Genomic DNA, 19,883 nt, shown 5'->3' with positions numbered 1-19,883 from the left:
TCGATAGCCTCATATCTATTTACCCAATAGAAAAGAGCCTCTTTTTGTAGATTCAAAAAGGGCCCTCTTTACGTAAAAGTCAACGCCTTTTCTCATCTGTCAAAGCTAAAGGATCACCCTTTAACTTTGAAGGAATTAGCACCATGTCACTCCAAGCGTCATCGCGTTATGCTGCGGTACGCTGGAGTCGGTTGCCGGGCTTCATCGGGCCTGTCCCTCCGCCTCTCTCGATAAGAAAACATCGATATATAGTTTTTCCGATTATTTTGATCTGATTTAATAACTTAATGAATGCAATTGTTAGTATAGAATCTTTTTGAGTTTTTGTCAAAAGGTATTTCATGGCGATATCAGACCTCTGTCCTGATTCCATTCTTTGCCCACAGCTTATTCGTATATTTATAGCACGCCACCAAGCTCCGGCATACCATCTCCAGCCCCTGTTTCAGGTCATCCAGATGCTGATCAATATCCTCAAGCTCAATCTTGTCCTTTAGTCCTTGGTGCCGCTGCCATAGATCATCCTGCATTTCGGCATTCATGTAATGAATCTCAGCATTTCGCCGTTTCCGAAGAGCATTCAGAGGTTTCTTGTATCGATCTTTAATTTCCTCCAGCTCGTCAGCCAGCTCCCCGTGTGACTTGAGGAATCTGAACTGCCTAAGCACCGTAAAATAAGAAAAGTGCGCTTTTACCTTGGAGGTATTAAGGTCATATAAATCATTCAACACCGTACCCAGCTTGTCAAGGATCGAGAATACGCGAATGAACCCATTTTTGTAAAAATATACGTAGCGCTGATATTCCCCCTGCTCCTGAATCGACATATCATCGATATAACCCGACTGGACGGATTGGCTGAAATGTTTGGCTGCATTCCAGCTCTGCTCCAGCTCGTCCAGGGATACGATCAGCCCTTTGGTCCAGATCTCAAGCTTGCGAAAATCATGCGTCGGATCCTGATGTTTATCTATTTCTTTCTGAAGCAGCTGGGATGTCTTGACCATCGATTCGATGGCCTCTTCCAGCAGGCCATTATTATGCCGGGGCTCTTCCCCAAGCAGCATGCGAAGCATAGCGGTCCCCCCTTACGTCTTTGGATTATCACCGATTGCATGCAATAACAATTACCGATTATGCTTGTCCGCTTGCTGCGTTTTCTTCCTGATCTCTCCTGGCCTGTAATCTCGCTCTTTCCACCAAAGGTTCGTTCTGACTCCGGTTCGTTCGTTTCGTTCTCTTAGGATGCCCCCGAAGAACAAGACAAACCCTCACCATATCGAGCGGGAAATGTAGGGCATGGAGGATTGTTATCTATTATAGAAACAAGCGGCAGCCTTACTGTCAATCCCCATCAGCGCGGCTTCCAGAGATGACGTTCATGTCTGCGAGCTTAGGGTGATATCTAATTTATATAAACAAATCCATTGGAAAATCAAACTTGATGCATTGACACTTTTAGCAAGGTCCGCACTACTCCCTGTGCTCACAATGAGTGATTCGAGGCATCCCCGAATGGCTGTCGGGTGCTAATGCCTGCAGATCGATTAGCGGATGCCCACTCCTATACAACAAAGCCCTCGAGCTTACAGCTCGGGGACTTTGCTAACATTTAGATTGTACATCCGAATAATCGCATTGACGATCATGATGGTTACTCTTAGATTACTTTTTCGCTGGGAATGCTGTGATTCTGAACCATCTCGGATTCGCGCGGCCTGCTAAGCTGCCATACCCGGACGCTCAAATAACACAGTACGCCGAACAAGGCCGAGATAAGCAGCGTATGTCCCAGTGCAGAGAAGATATAAACCTCCTCATTATGCATCGTTCCCATAATGATGGCACCGCTGATTACCTGCAGCAAACAGAGAAGTGTTGCCGACAGGCCTAGCATCTGAATCTCACGGTTATCCCGATTACGCCAGTAGGCGAAATGCCCCATTACAGCAACCACGATCAGCAGCAGCAAAGCTGCTACCCGGTGCATAAAGGCAATACCGACTCCACCGCTCAGCTCCGGAATCACTTCCCCGTTACACAGCGGCCATCCGGAGCAGCCTTCTCTGGAGTCTGTATGGCTGACGAATGCGCCGACATAGACCACGACGTAACTATATATGGTGGTCCCCCACACGAAATTCCGAAAGCCCTTGCTTACACGAGGCAGCCCTTTCCGGCCAATCGGTTCTTTCGCCTGTTCCAGCCGCCGCATACCCAGTGCCAGCATAACCGAGCAGGCAAAGGCAATCAGCGAGAAACCAAAATGCAGCGCCATGATTGCAGCCGACTGAGGTTTCACCACTGCAAGTGCGCCCATAATGGCTTGTACTACAACGAACACGGAAGTTCCGATCACATAAGCCATCAAATCCCTGCGCTCACGCTTGTATCTCCAAAAAGCAAGCAGTGAAGCCAAGGCTGCCAAGCCTGCCATTCCACTGACTGCCCGGTGCGAGTATTCAATCATGGAAGCTACCGTATAAGCAGGGACAAACTTACCATTACATAACGGCCATTCCTGACCACAGCCAAGACCCGAATCTGTCTTGGTTACAACCATGCCTCCGAAAGTCGCAAAAAACATCACCAAGCATGTTATGTAACTCAGCCACTTTAATTGTTTATCATTCACTCATCTCACCTGCTGCTCTTAATCATTCACTATATTTCCTATCTGAAAACCTTTACAGGATACCATTACTACACAATCCACATTTCATTATACCTGATTCTGCGGCTACGGTCACTTGAGCGATTGTGACAAAATGTTCAAAAATGAGTTTGATTTCCGTGATTCTGCACTTGACAATTTAACCAAGCGGAAAGGCGAAAAACAGCACCGCCGCCCGAGTAGCTGCGGCGGCGGTGCTATTATCACTTATGAATCGTACCATACACGTCCACGGCACGCTGTAGAAAATCCTCAATTTCTTGGCGCGATTTGCGGAGTTTGTTAACGTAGCGAACCAGCTCGCGCCCATCGGAATAGGCAACAAAGCTCGGTATGCCCATAATATTCTGCTGTTGGCTTACGTCACCAACGGCATCGACGTCAACTTCTACCAAAGTGAGCTGATTGGAGAATTTAGTCTCAACCTCTGGCATGAATGGATCGATAAACTTGCAATCACCGCACCAATCGGCTTTGAAAACGGCAACTGTCAGTCGCGGAGACTGGATTGCAACCTGAAATTCTGCTTCTGAAGTGATTTTTTCCATTGATTATCTCCCCTTTACGTCGAATTCCTTGCTTCTCTTCTAGTGAATCAAAATGTGGAGTGGAAGTCAAATGTTTAGAGCATACTTACAACATAATATTGACAATTTGGATGAACATAGGAAAGTGCAGGTGATAAGCAAAATGCACTCGCACGAGGGACAAAACAGAAGAAAACAAGAAACTGATCGATCCTGGACAAACGTCATATCCCATGCCTTGGCCGAGTCATGGAACGGTGCATTCGCTTCATTACGAATATCTGTGAAGCTTCGAACCCGAAAACAGAAGTTGCCCTGGGACCGCGCAGCCGTGAAGGCAATTCAGATGAAGCTGAAGGAAATTCTTACTACGGGCCGTGAACGGGAGCAAGGACTTCCTCTGAATTACGCTTATCAAGCCGAACCTATTACCGAAGAAGAGCAGCGGATTGTAAAACTTATTTATGAAGAAACAACCAATGCCAATCGCAGCAATGTGACCCGGACTCAAGCATACTGGGACTGTTATGTCTCCCATCCTGAAATCCATTGGGCTCTGTTGGCCCATATGGTTTCACGTAATGCTGGTTGGAATATGAGCGATCTGAAGGGCGGGTTGATGTCGGATCTCACAAATCCTAAATTCAAGAACAATCTATACCTCTTTCTGGAACGCTGTAATGCCCTGATCTTTCAAGATGCCTATCCACAGCTGCTACTCTATATGCATAGTCGTAAAGAAGGAAAGCCTTTATTTCATTTACTCCCGCACTTTCATGTTTCATCATTCATGACACCGTTCTGGGAGCAATTTTGGCAGGACGGAGGAAGCTCGCTGCTCACGATAGCCCTTATCATTAATGAGCAGAACTACATTGAGGGTCGAGTGGCAAAACATTCTTTTTACCAAAGACATCTTCTGCATCATGCACTCTTCCGAACGCACGAGCTTGTCAGGCTGAATCAAATCGTGTTTCCCCTTGGCTATGAATATGTGAACAACTCCGATATGGACAACACTATGGGCCAAAACCTTCCCTCGCGGCCATTAGCGGGTCTGACCCTGCCCAAGTTCGATAACCTGTCGCTTCGGATCAAGGCAGGACGTTCACTTTATGCTTTATTGTTCGGTTATGAGGAAATACATCGTGCTGTTCTTGGATTCGCTCACTCCACCAAGCATCAGGGCTCCCGTGCCGAATATTGGCCTGCCTTGTTTACGTCAAAGGTTGATCAGGCCATGAATCATGCTCATGTGAGCAATGATCTGCTCAAATCGGAATGGCTTCCGGCCGGTCAACGCCTGTACAGCCCACGTCTCGAAGAGGTTTGGCACGATGAATCTTCCGAACCCATTCCCCGGTACGACTGGTATCAGGACGATTCCATGTTAACGCATATTCGAAAACCGCATCGTCCGCTGCTGCCGGATATGACTCATGCTCATCGCGCAGCCCTGGAGAAAACCTCCATCGCTCATGATGCAGCCGCCCGGCTGCCACCCCATCGCCATTAATACCATAGCAAAAAGAGACCATCCCGATACTGCGGGATCGTCTCTTTGATAATCTGTATATAAGCTCTTGCTCCCTTATCTCAATGGTTTAACTCCGCTCACGAATACGGGAAGGCTGTAATCTCATGAGTGGACGAAACACCTTCTGTAAAGGGCGCGGGTAGGTGCTAAGTTCCTCTTTACGCAACACACCAAGCACCACCAACAGTACAAGGTATAGAATAACTACGGCTGCGCCTACCACGAGACAGGTTATCAGGAAGGCTACGCGTGCTGGCATAACGTGCACCAATTGAATACCAGCCTGATTAAGACCATAGCCGATGCCTCCGGCAACCGCCACGGTCAATAAGAAACCTGTCCAGCGTCCCCCCAGAATCGAGAAGGAGACAATCGCTTTGATGGATCGCAAATTAAGCAGCGTGATGACAAGAAAACAGAGGGCAGTGCTGCCAATAATGCCATAAATGCCAAAGAACTGAGATAGCAAGAAGCTGGCAGCGAGCTTAACTGCAATTCCGATCATCACATGGACCATCGACAGCTTGGCCTTACCGATACCAAGAAGAATGGAATTGGTAGTCATCATGGTGATCTGGAAAATCGTGCCGAACGTTAGAAGACCGATGATTCCGCTTCCTCCCAGAGAACTGAACAGCAAGCCGTTTATGGAATAGGATGCAACGCACAGGGCGATCACCACAGGCATGCCCGTTAAAATAGCAACACGCATAGCCAGCGTCACCTGCTGCTTCAAATGCTCCTGATCTTTCCTGGCGAATGCTGCTGAAATAATTGGAATAAGCGAGGTGCTGAGCGCAATCGCAAGTATCGGCGGAATTCCTGCCACACTCTGTGCCCGGTTGCCCAAGATGCCTAGAGCCGAAGTTGCCTGTTCCAGACCGATCTGTCCCATCAGCAGCGGCTTCACGATGGAACCGTCAATGAAGTTAACAGCCGGAACGGCCAGCGAAGACAGCACAATCGGTATAGACAGCGTGAATATATCTCGGTATATGCCGCCAAGCGGAATCGAACGATCCGCTGCTGGCATGTTGAGCTCACGATCACTCTGGCGAAGCTTTATCGTGAAATACAGCATAACCGCAAACGCTCCGATACTGCCGAGAACTCCACCAAAAGAGGCACCGGCTGCAATCCAGGCATCGTCGTATCCCATCCGCAGCAGCACATAAGCCAAGCCGATCGCCGTCACTACCCTAGCAATTTGCTCGATAATCTGCGATATGCCGCCTGCAGTCATGTTATTACGCCCTTGGAAGTAGCCCCGCATCATGGCTATGGCCGGGAATAACAGCAGCGCTGGTGCCAGGGCCTGTATAGCAGCGGCAGCCTCAGGCTGTTTAGCAATATGGGTAGCATAAAATGGAGCGCCAAAAAAGAGCAGAAGCGTCATAAAAAGTCCTGCTGCTCCAGCGAATATAAGAGCTGCATGATATACACGTCTGGCTTCTGCTGGCTTATCCAATGCATGGCGTTCCGATACCATTTTGCTCAGTGTACTGGGAATGCCCGCAGTAGCTACAGTCAATAGCATTAAGTACACATTATTTGCGAGCGTGAATGAGGCATCCCCAATATCATTCAGCATATGCTCCAGCGGCACCCGCTGAACCAGGCCCAGTACACGGGCTACAAGCGCAGCGACAGCCAAAATGATGGTGCCTTTAATAAATGATTCCTTCTTAGACAAAACCGTACCCTTCTTTCTCCTCCAAAGCGCCTGTTACAGCGATTCCTAAGCGTCGATTAGAAAATCCAGATGAAGAAAATGATAATCATTGCTAACTGCAAGATAATCTTCACCACAATGCTGCTGAACAATCCAAGGACGGAACCGAAGCCCACCTTCATGGATTTGCTTGGACCCGAGCCAGCGAGCATTTCACCCAGAAATGCCCCTAGAAACGGTCCGATAATCAATCCAAAAGCGGGAATAACGAACGGTCCGATAATCAGTCCGATCGTACTGCCCCATATCGAAGCTTTGGAGCCACCAAGCTTCTTAACTCCCCATGCGTTGACAGCATAATCGGCAATAAAGAGCACCACGAGAATGAGTGTCTGAATGATCCAGAACCACATATTGTAATGCTCAAGCGTAAAGAACCAGCCGTAAACAAACAACGCCAGGTAAATAGCGACAACTCCCGGCAAAATAGGGTAAATCGCCCCTGCCATCCCAATGATAAACAAAGCGATGACGATAATCCAGCCTAATATGTCCATCGACATCTCACCCTTCGATCAGAATATGATCCCTGATGACTTCCACGATCCCGTTCTCGTTGTTGCTTGAAACCACGAGATCCGCCTCATCCTTCACCGTCTGCTGGGCATTACCCATAGCCACCCCGAGACCCGCCTGCTGAATCACAGCGAGATCGTTCAAGCTATCCCCCACGGCTACGACCTCAGACATTTGAATACCAAGCAGTTCGCACACCTGTCTAATTCCGGTCGCTTTGTTAACACCCTGCGGATTGATTTCCAGGTTATCCGGCGAAGAGTTCGTGATTTCCAGTCCGCCCATCTCCTGCAGGCGCATCAAAATGTTATGGCGCACCTCATTATCGTTCGTGGTATAACCAAACTTCAACCATTCCTGATTCGCGACATCATCTGTCCAGTTCTCATAATTAAACAATCTATCTACTGCATACGCCCAATACCATGATCCGGTTTCAACGGCCAAGGCATGCATTTGCTCCACTAACTTGCTATCCAGCAGCGCTCTGCGATGCAGTTCATAAGGAGCGCGCCATACCTCGCCGCCGTTCACTGTTACCATCGGCGTCATCAGTTCAAGCTGTTTGGCATACGGATAAGCATCCCGAAACGACCGGCCTGTCGAAAGACAGACATGAATGCCCTTCCGAACCGCTTCCTTGATCCACTTCCTGGTTTCTTCCGATACTTCATGATCATCTTGAAGCAGCGTACCATCCATATCCAGTGCTAGTAAACGATATTTCTTATTCATGGTGTTACCCCCTTATAGCCTACCTCATTCTTGATCATCCGTTTGCTTAGGATGAGGCGTACCGTCAAGTCCATAAATTTCATCATACGCATCAAAAATCTTACGAGCGACCGGCGCAGCACTCTGGGAACCAAATCCCGCTTCCGGTATTACAACCGCCACGGCAAGCTTAGGATTCTGGCGTGGTGCGAATGCGATAAAGACCCCGTTTTCCACCCTGATTCTCGACCCGTTCTTATAAATATCCTGCTCTGATGTACCTGTTTTCCGTGCAAAGTCATATTTAAAATCTTCAAAAGCCCGGAGTCCCTGCGTATTCATTCCCGCAATGACCTCATTCCAGTACTGTTCTGGGAACTCCGTTTTATTCAATACATCACGCTTGAACTCCTTAATCACATTACCATCCTGGTCTTCAATCCTGCTGGCGAGCTGCGGCCGAATTCGCTCCCCACGGTTGGCAAGCGTGCTGGTATACTGCGCCAATTGCAGCGTCGTATATTTACCTGACTGCCCAAATGAAGCATACGCCATGGCAGCCAGATAGCTTCCTGCCTGTTCAATATTGGTGTATTCAATGATTCCTTTATGTTCTTTCGGCAGACCTGATTCCGTGGACACACCCAGTCCAAACTTCTTCATATATTCATCCCATACTCTAACGGATTCGGAGCCGTATTTGTTATACAGCCGTTCCCCGATCCAGTCTACCATGAAGGTGTTGGAGGAATGCTCGATCGCCTTCCTTGCATTGAGAAGCCCGTAGGCCTTGCTGCCGGAGTTCCGAACTCGCGTATTATCTTTACCGAAGTATGCTATCCCATTGTCCGGGTAATAGTCATTGGGACCGAACAATTTTTCATTAAGCCCAACCAATACCGACAAAGGCTTCATGGTGGAGCCGAGCAGTACAACCGACTCCAAATTGTTACCGGATCGGCCTGAGCTGTATGGAGAGATGGTTCCATTGCCATAATACTTCATAACGGTATCCCAATCGTCGGTTCCATTCTCCCAAACATTGGGGTCATAGTCCGGCATGCTGGCCATGGCAACAATATTACCGGTGTCCACCTCCATCGCTACAGCATAACCCGTTTGTGCATTCGGATGTGTCTTACCAGATACTGTATTGGTGTGGAGCCATTTCAATTGATCCACGATCGCTTGCTGGGCAACCTTCTGAATATCTTTATGGATCGTCGAATGAATATTATAGCCTTTCTCGGGAGCGACCATAGTCGGCACCCCGCTTGCCATGTTCTGCGGATTAATCGGAATACCGATATATCCATTCTTGCCTCGCAGTTCATCCTGGAACATCATTTCGAGTCCATCTACGCCGACCTTCTCCTGTTCGGTGTAGATGAGTCCCGGATCTTTTTGCGTTTTATTCTGCTCATCGATCTCCTTATACTTATCAAGCGTCTTAATTCCTTTAAACTCTTTCAGGTAACCGATGGTTTGCACGGCGATTCGGTCCGGATTGTATTGACGCTCACTCTCTTCCACAACCTCAACCCCGGGATACTCGCTCTTATGCTCCATAAAATAAGCTACTTCCTTAGTCGACAAATCCGCTTTAATCCGTCTAGGCTCATAACCTGGCTGCTTGTTAAACTCCAGGTCCATCGCTTTGATCACATCATCCACGGTTAGCTTATCTGCTTTTGGGTCACCATATTTATCGAAGACCTTGACCATTTCCTCAGCCAGCTTCTGGATCTCCGGCCGATTCTTTTTCCCCCGTTCAGATGAACTGTAATCCTTTAACAGCGTTAGATACAGTGCTTGGGAGGGCGTCGAATAAGCAATCGGTGTTCCCGAAGCATCAATGATGCTGCCCCGGATCGGCTGCAGCGGGAAGTTCTTAACCTGCCCCCCGGTTTCGAGTTCTTTCAGCTCAGGCCCTTCCACGAATTGCAATATAGCCAGTCGTATAATGATGACACAAAATATAATAAATGTACTGAAAAAAAACACGTTTACCCGCAAGTTAAATTGACTGCCGGCAGTTTGTTCTTCTTGTTTGCGCTTATCCGGCCTAAACCCTTTCACGTATGCTTCTCCCCTTTATCCACAATCCATAAAACCATATTAACATATCCGCCCTCTCCACTTCATCCGGCCGGCCTTCCAGATGGGAGAGGCGCACTTCCGCTTTCGAAAGTCCGCCCCTCTCCATCATTCATACTCGTTCAAAATACCTGTTCCTTAATATGCGTTTCATTAAAGCGTGGCGGGTTAAACCAGTTTCCGCTCTGGGCCCATGTCGGATCCAGCGGCACCCACCGCTTCTCTTCGGCCAAATAGACCTCATTCCACGCATGCGGTCCGTAACCGCCCTGCCCATTGTACCCTCTGCCGGTTACTACGCGGACTTGAAGATCCTGAGAGCGGGCCATCATCGCATACAGCCGCGCGTAATCGATACAGACACCTAACCGGGTATCATACGTATCCTGCGGGGTTTGTTCTTTCCATATCCGCTGTTCTTCATAAAGTGTGACCTTATCATAATCGTACGAAATTCGGGTACCCACCCAATCATAGAGTTTTCGTGCCTTCTCTTCATCGGTTTCCGCCCCTTTGACGACATGGACCGCCGTCTGCTCAATACCTGCGGGGATTTTATGGTCGATGACCTCATACTTCCGCTGGATAATCCCATTGAGTTCCTCTTGGACCGATTGGGTGAATACCGGTAATTTTTCCCGGACAAGCTTACCCGACAGCGGCTCTATGACTGCTTGGGCTCCCTGTTGGTAAACAGGAGATGCCTCAACGTACCGGCTGAAGCTTTGATCGGGATTAAGGCTGACATAGATGAATAACAGAGCAATAACGATAATAGCACGCGCAGCACCCATGATGACGCCGATTCCGGCACCGGTCAAACGGCTGGGCAACGATGAAGATCTATCCTTTCCAGTTCGAGATAGCCCTTGTCTTTTCCCCATAATGAGGGATACCAAGAGACGAAGCATAAATACAATAAGGGCATAACTCAGCATGAATAACACAGCAAATCGCAATAACGGAAAATCGGCCAGCGATTTAATGACCGTATAATACATCTGTTCCCACACGCGCAGCACACGATTTGGCAGCGTAGAGGCACTGCTCAACCACTCGCCTGCTTTCGGTGAGAGCCACAATGTAAAAGGGATGGAGATCGCTAGTCCAACCAAACGAAGCACCGCATCCCCCAGAAAAAAAACAAGCTTCCCTGCCGAGCGGGAGGCTCCCCGATTCCATCCTTGTAATAAAGAAAAAGCTACAATCAGAAGCAGCAAGATGGTAACTCCATTTCCATCCAGCACGCTTTCTTTCCATGCTGACATCAACGGGTACCCCCTCCTCTCTCATGATGTCTTGACTACCGTTGTAAGCGGGACAGCATGAATACACCTTAAGCCCGCTTACATAGGTATCCGATTATGCTTTGTCAGCATTTATTTAGCTGCCGCACTGCTCTTGGCATCGTCGATAAAACTCCGAATCGTCTCATTGATTTCCCATTTCCCGACAGATACACCGCGGAAAGTAACGTCAACCTTATCTGAACCGGCACTTCCTGTCAGTTCCAGATTAGGAGCTTTGATGGAGTAAGTGCCGTCTCCATTGGATGTATATTTGGCTTCCTTTGCTTCCTTCATCATCATGTTTAACGCTTCTGTTTTTATCGTATCTACCGTTTCATCCTTTACGGTCGTTACGACTTCCTGAATTTTGTCCAAGGAGATCCCGCTGTATATCAACAATCCCCCCACAATAAGCACGACAAGTGCCCACTTAATGACGGTTCTTACCACATTAAGCACAATAAATAAAATAATTAACGCAATCGCAATCACTAGCCAATTTTGTTTAAGGAACTCAATCCAGACCTGCATATCCAATTCTTTTCACTCCCGTCAATCGTTTCAAAGCGGCCAGGTTAGGCCCTTATATTAATTATACATGATACCCCGCAAAGCTGTCAGCCAACCTGTCTTTTCATAAAAAGGTCTAAGCTTGCCCTTTCGAACGTACAAGTAGTAATGACGTATCGACCATTGCCGGATTGGAGGGGGCCCTATTGAAAACCGCTTTATGGCTCTATATGTTTTTGTTCCTGGCGTTTTTTGATTTGCATGCTCAGTATCCTGTGCTGACACCCTTTGCGATCTCGCTCGGTGCAGCTCCTACCTTTATCGGGTGGATGATGGGTATCTATGCTTTAACCCATCTGCCCGGTAATCTGCTTGCAGCCAATCTCATTGATCGGCATGGGAGCAGACGCTACATTATTTTCAGTCTAACCGCCGCCGGTGTAATTTTGCTGCTTCAAGCACATGTACAATTACCCTGGCAGCTGCTCGTCCTCCGCTCAATCAGCGGCTTTGTACTAGCCTTTTTATCACCCGCCTGCTTGGCGCTGCTCGCCTCTCTATCCCGAGATCCCGTAACGCAAGGGAAATACATGTCCGGTCACGGTGTAATCCATACGCTGGCCTCTGTATTGTCTCCGGCGGCAGGAGCCTTCATTGTGGCCAAGGCCGGGTTTTCCGGAACGTTCCAAAGCTTGGGCTGGCTATTGATATTCACCGGCTTGATGGCATTTCTCAGCCTCCCCAAGCGTATGCCTGCCCTAACCCGGAATGAGGGACAGCAATCGCAGCGCACGCAACAGACGCCATCAAGGCTGCCTTTTAGCCTGCGTTTATATTTAATACCTTTTGCTATCGCATGTTCTCAAGGAATTCTGTTCTTCGAAATACCGCTTCGAGAGAGTGGTCAAGCAAGCATTATGTCCACCGGACTTTTATTCTCTGTCATAAGCCTTGGAGCATTAGTGACGCTTAGCATGCTGTTCCTCAACCGTTATGCCCCTCATTACAGAGTCGCCATCGGTGTGCTGGGGCTTGCCATTTGCTTCTATGCCTTGGCTGCTGCGGAACAAATACCCATTACGATCATTCTGTTCACACTCGGGCTTGCCAAGGGGCTGCTCTTTCCAGCGCTCTCCTCATTGTTCATTGAACTAAGTGGCGGCGGAAGACTCGGTAAAGTATTCTCCCTGCAATCCATTGCCATGTCGCTGGGCTCCTTTGTGGGTCCCATTGCGGCAGGACAGCTGCGGATCGTTGTATCTCCATATTTCATCGCGTTTCTGATGCTGATGACCGTCCTGCTGCTGCTTCCTAAACGCCATCATGAGGTGCCAGCAACTTCTATCACCCCGGAAACTCCTATCACTTCCTAAAGCTGCACCAGGCGAGCGCCTAAATAGATGCAGATGGGCCAATGCACAATCCGTATGGGTAAACCCACATAAGATACAGTGTGGCAAATGACCACGGACATCTAACCAAGGGGTGAAGCAACATGACTCATGTTCATCATCAACATCATAAACCTTGTTATACCGCAGGTTTCGGAAATGATATAGGAATGATTCTGGTTTTGTACATTCTGCTCGTCATTATTCTGAGCTGCTTCTACTGACCATACATGGAAATATAACATTTACGGCCTTCCGCATGGATGGCCGTTATTTCTCCTTTGCATGATTCTCCAAAAACAAGTTACACTATACTTACATCATTCGACGGCCAAATCAACATTTCCCGGGGAATTACCGTCAGGGATTTCCGTATCATGACAGAGGTGAAAAAAGATGCCGATATTTCTCATCGTAGAAGGGAAGAACGACCGAAGCCGACTTCGCCGTTTGCTCACTTCGGATATAACCATCCTATGCACCTTCGGAACGTTAAACTCCACCAAGCTTGAGAGCCTGTATAAACAGGTCAAGGACCAGGAAGTCTATCTATTTATGGATAATGACAGCTCCGGCAAGAAAATTCGCGGCGCCCTGCGTGATGTGTTTCCTGATGCCCAGCAGATTTATACACGCCGAGGATATGCTGGTGTCGAAGGAACTCCAGACGAATACTTAATAGCCCAGCTGGAGAAGGCTGGTTTAGAAGAATTTATTATTTACCCTCCTCCTGACTCCTTTTGATCAATGGCCCATAGCCTCTCTTCACTCCAAAATCAAAAAAAAGGCGTACTCCATCTTATAACGATAGAGCACGCCTTTTGGTTTTATCTATGATTATTCCTTGATTAAGGTTTTAATGTCCTTGACAATGTCCTCTGTCTTCACTTGTGCTGGATCCGCTGCGTTGTAGGTCTTCCGTATATTATTATCACGGTCAACCAAGGAAATGGAATTACCATGCGTGAAGTTTGTAGAGTTATTGCCGAGCAAAGGAATTTTGAAAGAATCCTGCATCAGCTTCCGTGTTTCCTCCTGGTCGCCCCGAAGGAAATACCAACCGCTATAATCAGCGAAGAATCGGTCCCCAAATTCCTTGATTTTATCCTTTGTATCGGTTTCTGGATCAAACGAGATGGATACAAAGTTCACTTCGTTGCCGAAGAGCCCCTCTTTTTTCAGTTCTTCTTGTATTTGCGAGAGGACCAATGTCGTAACAGGGCACACATCCGGACAACTGGTGAAATAGAAATACATCAGCTTCACCTTGCCTTTGGTATCTTCCGAAGTGATCGTCTTCCCATCCACGTTCTCCATGGAATAGGCAGCGACTTCTCGGATAACAGGGAGCTTACTCTTTCCGAATCCCAGCGAGTTGTATACCAGATAAATGGCTGCAATTACACAGATTGCGAGCAGAGCCCATGTCCATTTATAGCGTTTAAAAGCTTGCATGACCCTTCATACTCTCCCTTCATTCTCAGGCAATCCTGTACACTATCAAATTGTTTATAGTGCTAAAGCACTGCCACCTATCAGAAGGTGGTGTTGAGTATTAGAACGATCAGGCTCAAGGTCAAATAGTTGATCGAGAAAATGAATAACTTTTTGGACCACGCTTCATCGTCCTTGGCCCAGAATCCCTGCAACGCGATATAAAGCCATCCGATTGCCAACAGGAGTCCGATTACCAAAAAGAATATACCTGCATACCCGTATGTGTACATTAGAATCGGTATAGGTATGAGAAGCACCAAGTAAGGAATCATTTGAATCTTTGTGCGTTTAATTCCCTTAACCACCGGCAGCAACGGAAATCCGGCCGCACGGTATTCTTCGACCCGACGGATGCCCAGTGCCCAGAAATGAGGCGGTTGCCAGAGGAACAGCAATGCGAACAACAAGATTGCTCCCATATCTACGCTACCAGTGACTGCTACATAACCGATCACCGGCGGCATAGCTCCTGAAATTGCACCTACGGATGTACTCCAAGTTGAAGAACGTTTAAGCCATAGGGTGTAAACTACAACATACACGAACATTCCTACGACTCCGAACACACCTGCAAGCACGCCCGAGAACAGGAATAACATGGCTAGTCCCACGACTCCTAAAATAACGGCATACCAAAGAACAACCTTAGGTGTCAACCGTCCAGTTGGGAGAGAGCGGTCCCGAGTACGTTCCATCTTCATATCGAGCTCGCGATCGAAATAGTTATTGAAAACACAGGACGAAGCCATGACGAGCACGGTTCCGAGGAGTGTCATAAACATCAAGCCAAATTGAATATCCCAACGCGAAGCTAACCAAAATCCGGCAAAAGCTGCTATCACATTCGACCGAATAATTCCAGGTTTCGTCACCGTGATAAAATCTTTCCAAGTCCCTGCCTGATCGGGAGGCACGGGCGCTGCCGAGGCCAATGCTGCGGATTCTGAAGGAGCTTGGTATCTCAAGTGATTATCCACGTGTAAACGTTCCTCCTTATATCTGTCATTATGGAGGAAGTATTGCCTCCGCTATAAAGTTTATCATATCATTAGTAAAAAGTGTTTAGCAATCCTTCGGAATTAGTTCCATCTATATGACAATTCAGTGACATTTGATGGGTTCCGATCTTGACGTTATGGCGTTGTTTAAGGCACAATTTATCTATGTACTAGCCATTGTATCAAATCTTAATAAGTAAACAAAACCGGAGCGCTATTGCTAGCGCTCCGGGCTTTCTTCAACATTATGAGAATAAGATTACAGCGTACGTCCAGAGCCCGAGAGAGCCTGTTCTGCTTGCTGTACCAAACGTTTTGTAATATAGCCGCCCAGGGAGCCTGTCTCCCGGGAAGTATAGTTACCATAGTAACCGTCTTGAGGAATTGTTACGCCCAGTTCTTGAGCAGCCTCGAGCTTCAAACGTTGCAATGCTGCCGTAGCTTGAGGTACAACCAGATTGTTGCTGCTGCGTGCCATATTAAATTTCTCCCTTCACTGAATGTCTGTTATTCCAGTGCAAGCTTGCAAACTTATTATGGCTCTATCCTCAAACGTTATACGTATTTTTTCAATTCAATCTTTGGAGGTTTTTTTCATATGAGTAAAGCGTTATCCCTATGGTTCGCAGTCTCCTCGATCGTGCTTCTTGCCGCCTCAGCTATCTCTATAAGCTACAATGGTTTTCTAGCTGTCGGTCTGGGACTGCTCTCCATCCTCAACATCGGGTGGGGCTTCATCATCAAAGCCAAACGCAGACCTTCATAAAAAGAGCAAGATTATTTAGGTGCCAGGAAGCCCATCTTATCCTTCACACCATCTAGTATCTGAGTCGCTTTTTTCTGCGCCTGCTCGGCTCCCTTAGCTAAAATGTCATGAATTTCACCGGTTTGGCGAATTTCGTAGTATCTATTTTGTATTGGCTCCAGAGCTGCTACGACTACTTCGCCAAGCTCCTTCTTGAACGCTCCGTACATTTTCCCCTCAAAACGTGCTTGAACCTCTTGCAAGGAAAGTCCCGCGCACTCAGAGTAAATACTCATGAGATTGCTTACCTCTGGTTTAGCAGCTGGATCATAACGGACCTCTGCCCCGGAGTCTGTTGTCGCTCGGCTGATTTTCTTGCGAATTTGATCAGGCGTATCCAGCATCGCTATATAACTTCCCTCAACTGGGTTACTCTTGCTCATTTTTTTAGAAGCATCATCCAGTGACATGATCCGAGCGCCTACTTCGGGAATAAACGGCTCGGGAATGTTGAAATAGTTACCGAAACGATGATTGAATCGTGCCGCCAGATCGCGGGTAATCTCCAAATGCTGCTTCTGGTCATCTCCCACCGGTACCAGATTGGCGTTATAAAGCAAAATATCAGCGGCCATCAGCGCAGGATAGACAAACAGCCCCGCTCCTACAGATTCCTTGCCTTCGGACTTATCCTTGAATTGTGTCATCCGCTCCAGCTCGCCCATGTTGACCAAGGTTGTCATAATCCATCCTAGCTCGGCATGCTGTGGAACATGAGACTGCAAGAAGATATGAGCCCGACTCGGATCAATGCCTGCGGCAACATACAGTGCTGCTACCGATTCCGAACGATCCCGCAGCGCGCTTGGCTCCTGGGGTACGGTAATGGCATGCAGATCGACCACCATAAAGTAACAGTTATGTTCCTCTTGTAGCTGAACAAAATTTTTAATAGCTCCAATGTAATTCCCAAGTGTCAAATTTCCGCTTGGTTGGATTCCCGATAATACTGTTTTCATACTTAACCCTCCATATTCCTTGATATGATTCAAATTCACTACTGTCCCGCCCGCGGGAGTTTCTGTCAAAACACAAAAAGGCCTCACATCCGCAAGGGACGTGAGACCGTGGTGCCACCCTTATTCGCTGCAACTTGCATGAAAATCACTTGCTGCAGCCTTCCATTCTTGTAACGGAGAATACCCGGCCGGCATATTAAGGAAATAGCAGTATTTCCCGTTCAGCACGGCACTCAAAGGTCCATTCGGCAAAGCGGATCCACCGGTTCGCATCAACCACCGGCTTTCTGAAGGATGGCCGCACTTGCTTACTTGTCCTTGTCATCGTGTTTCAATTCATCATATTAGATCACTATTACATGCAATGATAAGACTCTTGCTCGACCTTGTCAATTCCAATTCATATGAAGTGTTCACCCAGTTTTGAAGCTTTTCTTTTACCCTTTCCATAAAAATCTGTTATGATGTGGTTAATCGTCCAGACCATGATTTTTGTTAGTAAAGGAGCATCGATATGAATCAAGTGACCAAAGGCCAGTGGAATGGTTACGACACTTATATTTTAAACAGCGGCCGTCTTGAAGTGACTCTCCTTCCTCGTCTAGGTAACAACGTCATTGGAATTAAAGACACTGAAGAACAGCGTGAAATCCTGCGAAAACCAGATGAAAGCGAGCTGGCATTCTATTTGCAGAAGCCTTACCACTTCGGCATTCCGATGCTCATTCCGCCGGGTCGAATTTCTAAAGGTCAGTTTGAGTATGGCGGAACTTCGTACCAATTTGATCAAAACACTGCAAACGACAATCATATCCATGGTCTTCACCGATCGCAAGCCTGGTGTGTTAGCGACATAGAGGAAGATGAGGATGGGTGCGCAATTTCAACAGAATTTTTATCAGCGGATGATCCCAAGTGGATTGCCCAATTCCCTGTTCCGTTAAAGCTTGAGATGACCTTCCGTCTTCAGGGGACCCGATTGTCGCAGAGTCTTCGTGTAACAAATCTGGGCTCAAGTCCCGTCCCGTTCGGTATGGGTTACCATACGTGGTTTCTGCTCGATGGTGAACCGCATCGCTGGACGCTTGACGTGCCTGTAGAAGGTATTTATACCTTGAATAATGAGCTTATCCCGACTGGTGAGTTTTCACCCCTCGGCCATCTGGATCTTCTCAATAGCGGACTCAATTTGAAGGATACCGATCTGGATACGATATTAAAAATTCCCGAAGGTAAACCCGCCGAAGCTAGGCTTCAAAGAGATGATGGTTATGAAATTCTTTACACGGCTGATCGCTCCTATTTCAAGCACTGGGTACTTTATACCAAAGGGATTGCAGATCAGTTTCTCTGTATTGAACCGTACACCTGGCTTCCCAACGCTCCCAATTTGAATCTCTCTGACGAGGAGACCGGATTGATCCGTTTGGAGCCGGGCCAAAGCGTAAATCTGGACACCAAGATCAGCATCCAGAAGTCGCCACTGAATTCTGAGCGAGAGTAAATCGACGATTTACAAGTTCGAGAAACCTATACTTAAGACTTGCCAGGCCAAGAGTAGCCCTTTGAGATCAAGGGCCCGTTCTTGGCCTGTTCTATGTCGATCTGATTTATTGGCAGAGCGGCTAATTTTACCAGTAACTAATCTGCTCTAGGAACGAATGAGATTCCTATCATTCAGTCATAATATCCTCATACAACATCAAAGGAGGTGACATGACATGGCTCAAGGTCGTTCTTCTAACAATCTTGTCGTACCTCAAGCAACTGCAGCTCTTCAACAACTGAAGATGGAAGCTGCACAAGAATTGGGTGTAACGATTCCACAAGACGGTTACTATGGAAACTACACTTCCCGTGAAACCGGTTCTTTGGGAGGTTACATCACGAAACGTCTGGTGCAATTGGCTGAGCAGCAATTATCGGGTCGTTCGAACCTGTAAATCGCAACTCTTCCCTCCAGCCGTAAATAGAAAGAGGCGATCTTCTCCCCAAAGATCGCCTCTTTCGTTATATATGCTATATAATTATGAATTCATGGATTCCGAAGCAGCTTCGGCATATGTATTACGTGGATACCGTATCATCAAACTGGCCATGTTATAGTTGGATTCAAGTATAGCATCAACAACGACCATGCCGTGTCGCAGCATAAATTCATAACTGATCTCACCATGTGTCCAATGACGTTTATGTTTCAGACTTTCAAGTGCCATCGTACGAAAAGAGAATTGTTGGGCTTCACTTAGTCCTTCCCCACATGGAGTGATGACTCCGTTGCGCCCAGCCAAAGGATTATGCCTTACCCCAAACTTGCCAATTACGTTATTTCGTATTTGTACAAATACTGTCCCTGAACTTAGACCTCCCAACTCTTCCTGCAACTCTTTAAATACAATATCCAATTGTCTAGTCAGTGATAATTGATCTAGTTTAACCATCCCTTCTCCCTCCTTTATTAGTAAATCTTCCCTATTATTAGGGCTTATGACTCATTATAGGGGAAAGGGACCGATGGATCAACATTATTCAACATAAATGGGTATTTATTACTAAAAATGCACAATTAATTAGCAAATCTTCTTCTTCTTTACGTCAGTATTCTTTCTTTTGCGACAAAAAAAGGAAGCCCAAAGG

Annotated in this window: 20 protein-coding genes, 1 riboswitch and 1 other annotated feature; of the genes, 6 read left to right on the top strand and 14 right to left on the bottom strand. The window is 47.2% G+C overall.

Annotated elements, in window-relative coordinates; genetic code table 11:
• Window positions 1–89: 89 nt before the first annotated feature.
• Window positions 90–237, bottom strand: a riboswitch (SAM riboswitch).
• 113 nt (window positions 238–350) lie between these two features.
• The 3 genes from ABEQ74_RS15030 to ABEQ74_RS15020 all read right to left on the bottom strand — a co-directional run bounded on the left by ABEQ74_RS15030 (window position 351) and on the right by ABEQ74_RS15020 (window position 3,222).
• Window positions 351–1,076, bottom strand: a complete 726-nt coding sequence (locus ABEQ74_RS15030; RefSeq protein ID WP_430122974.1) for a Cthe_2314 family HEPN domain-containing protein — start codon at window positions 1,074–1,076, stop codon at window positions 351–353.
• Between the two features lie 584 nt (window positions 1,077–1,660).
• Window positions 1,661–2,635 (bottom strand): COX15/CtaA family protein, encoded by a 975-nt coding sequence (locus ABEQ74_RS15025; protein WP_430122973.1) that lies wholly within the window; start codon window positions 2,633–2,635, stop codon window positions 1,661–1,663.
• A 242-nt stretch (window positions 2,636–2,877) separates the two neighbouring features.
• Window positions 2,878–3,222, bottom strand: coding sequence for a thioredoxin family protein (locus tag ABEQ74_RS15020; protein WP_053491556.1), 345 nt, complete (start codon window positions 3,220–3,222; stop codon window positions 2,878–2,880).
• A gap of 142 nt (window positions 3,223–3,364) precedes the next feature.
• Here ABEQ74_RS15020 and ABEQ74_RS15015 point away from each other — a divergent pair, with 142 nt between their 5' ends.
• Window positions 3,365–4,717, top strand: coding sequence for a DUF2515 family protein (locus ABEQ74_RS15015; protein WP_430122972.1), 1,353 nt, complete (start codon window positions 3,365–3,367; stop codon window positions 4,715–4,717).
• Window positions 4,718–4,805: 88 nt separating this feature from the next.
• Here the strand turns inward: ABEQ74_RS15015 and ABEQ74_RS15010 are convergent, their stop codons facing one another.
• The 6 genes from ABEQ74_RS15010 to ABEQ74_RS14985 form a co-directional block, all read right to left on the bottom strand.
• Window positions 4,806–6,431 carry a putative polysaccharide biosynthesis protein gene (locus tag ABEQ74_RS15010; RefSeq protein WP_430122971.1) on the bottom strand — a complete coding sequence of 542 codons (1,626 nt, stop codon included), beginning with the start codon at window positions 6,429–6,431 and terminating at the stop codon, window positions 4,806–4,808.
• A gap of 56 nt (window positions 6,432–6,487) precedes the next feature.
• Window positions 6,488–6,967, bottom strand: a complete 480-nt coding sequence (locus ABEQ74_RS15005; RefSeq protein WP_430122969.1) for a DUF456 domain-containing protein — start codon at window positions 6,965–6,967, stop codon at window positions 6,488–6,490.
• Between the two features lie 7 nt (window positions 6,968–6,974).
• The gene (locus tag ABEQ74_RS15000) at window positions 6,975–7,721 is read right to left on the bottom strand and encodes a Cof-type HAD-IIB family hydrolase (protein WP_430122967.1); all 747 of its coding nucleotides are present in this window, start codon (window positions 7,719–7,721) and stop codon (window positions 6,975–6,977) included.
• 24 nt (window positions 7,722–7,745) lie between these two features.
• Window positions 7,746–9,779 carry a peptidoglycan D,D-transpeptidase FtsI family protein gene (locus tag ABEQ74_RS14995; RefSeq protein ID WP_430122965.1) on the bottom strand — a complete coding sequence of 678 codons (2,034 nt, stop codon included), beginning with the start codon at window positions 9,777–9,779 and terminating at the stop codon, window positions 7,746–7,748.
• Window positions 9,780–9,919: 140 nt separating this feature from the next.
• Complete coding sequence (locus tag ABEQ74_RS14990) at window positions 9,920–11,068, bottom strand: transglutaminase domain-containing protein (RefSeq protein ID WP_430122963.1); 1,149 nt, start codon at window positions 11,066–11,068, stop codon at window positions 9,920–9,922.
• Window positions 11,069–11,176: 108 nt separating this feature from the next.
• A complete protein-coding gene (locus ABEQ74_RS14985; RefSeq protein ID WP_430122961.1) occupies window positions 11,177–11,623 on the bottom strand; it encodes a hypothetical protein in 447 nt (148 codons plus the stop codon).
• Between the two features lie 179 nt (window positions 11,624–11,802).
• On the opposite strand from ABEQ74_RS14985, the gene ABEQ74_RS14980 reads away from it, so the two are divergent.
• Window positions 11,803–12,969: an MFS transporter gene (locus ABEQ74_RS14980; protein WP_430122960.1), complete on the top strand. Its 1,167-nt coding sequence runs from the start codon at window positions 11,803–11,805 to the stop codon at window positions 12,967–12,969.
• A gap of 414 nt (window positions 12,970–13,383) precedes the next feature.
• Entirely contained in the window at window positions 13,384–13,731 is a 348-nt protein-coding gene (locus ABEQ74_RS14975) for a toprim domain-containing protein (RefSeq protein WP_430122959.1), read from the top strand.
• Window positions 13,732–13,824: 93 nt separating this feature from the next.
• On the opposite strand, the gene ABEQ74_RS14970 is transcribed toward ABEQ74_RS14975, so the two are convergent.
• The 3 genes from ABEQ74_RS14970 to ABEQ74_RS14960 all read right to left on the bottom strand — a co-directional run bounded on the left by ABEQ74_RS14970 (window position 13,825) and on the right by ABEQ74_RS14960 (window position 15,960).
• Window positions 13,825–14,442: an SCO family protein gene (locus ABEQ74_RS14970; protein ID WP_430122958.1), complete on the bottom strand. Its 618-nt coding sequence runs from the start codon at window positions 14,440–14,442 to the stop codon at window positions 13,825–13,827.
• Window positions 14,443–14,522: 80 nt separating this feature from the next.
• Entirely contained in the window at window positions 14,523–15,461 is a 939-nt protein-coding gene (cyoE, locus tag ABEQ74_RS14965; protein ID WP_430122957.1) for a heme o synthase, read from the bottom strand.
• A gap of 280 nt (window positions 15,462–15,741) precedes the next feature.
• Entirely contained in the window at window positions 15,742–15,960 is a 219-nt protein-coding gene (locus tag ABEQ74_RS14960) for an alpha/beta-type small acid-soluble spore protein (RefSeq protein ID WP_006212629.1), read from the bottom strand.
• A 120-nt stretch (window positions 15,961–16,080) separates the two neighbouring features.
• Here ABEQ74_RS14960 and ABEQ74_RS14955 point away from each other — a divergent pair, with 120 nt between their 5' ends.
• Entirely contained in the window at window positions 16,081–16,248 is a 168-nt protein-coding gene (locus ABEQ74_RS14955) for a hypothetical protein (protein WP_430122956.1), read from the top strand.
• 11 nt (window positions 16,249–16,259) lie between these two features.
• Here ABEQ74_RS14955 and trpS read toward each other — a convergent pair whose 3' ends face one another.
• Window positions 16,260–17,246, bottom strand: coding sequence for a tryptophan--tRNA ligase (trpS, locus tag ABEQ74_RS14950; protein ID WP_430122955.1), 987 nt, complete (start codon window positions 17,244–17,246; stop codon window positions 16,260–16,262).
• A gap of 91 nt (window positions 17,247–17,337) precedes the next feature.
• Window positions 17,338–17,580 (bottom strand) — a binding site (T-box leader).
• A gap of 180 nt (window positions 17,581–17,760) precedes the next feature.
• Here trpS and ABEQ74_RS14945 point away from each other — a divergent pair.
• A complete protein-coding gene (locus ABEQ74_RS14945) occupies window positions 17,761–18,750 on the top strand; it encodes an aldose 1-epimerase (protein ID WP_430122954.1) in 990 nt (329 codons plus the stop codon).
• A gap of 217 nt (window positions 18,751–18,967) precedes the next feature.
• The gene (locus tag ABEQ74_RS14940) at window positions 18,968–19,189 is read left to right on the top strand and encodes an alpha/beta-type small acid-soluble spore protein (RefSeq protein ID WP_006212633.1); all 222 of its coding nucleotides are present in this window, start codon (window positions 18,968–18,970) and stop codon (window positions 19,187–19,189) included.
• Between the two features lie 84 nt (window positions 19,190–19,273).
• Here the strand turns inward: ABEQ74_RS14940 and ABEQ74_RS14935 are convergent, their stop codons facing one another.
• Complete coding sequence (locus ABEQ74_RS14935; protein ID WP_430122953.1) at window positions 19,274–19,687, bottom strand: O-methyltransferase; 414 nt, start codon at window positions 19,685–19,687, stop codon at window positions 19,274–19,276.
• Window positions 19,688–19,883: the final 196 nt, after the last annotated feature.

Origin of the sequence: Paenibacillus solani (assembly GCF_050475945.1) — a bacterium.
Classification (GTDB): domain Bacteria; phylum Bacillota; class Bacilli; order Paenibacillales; family Paenibacillaceae; genus Paenibacillus_AQ; species Paenibacillus_AQ solani_A.
This window is presented reverse-complemented; position numbering and strand designations above follow the sequence as displayed.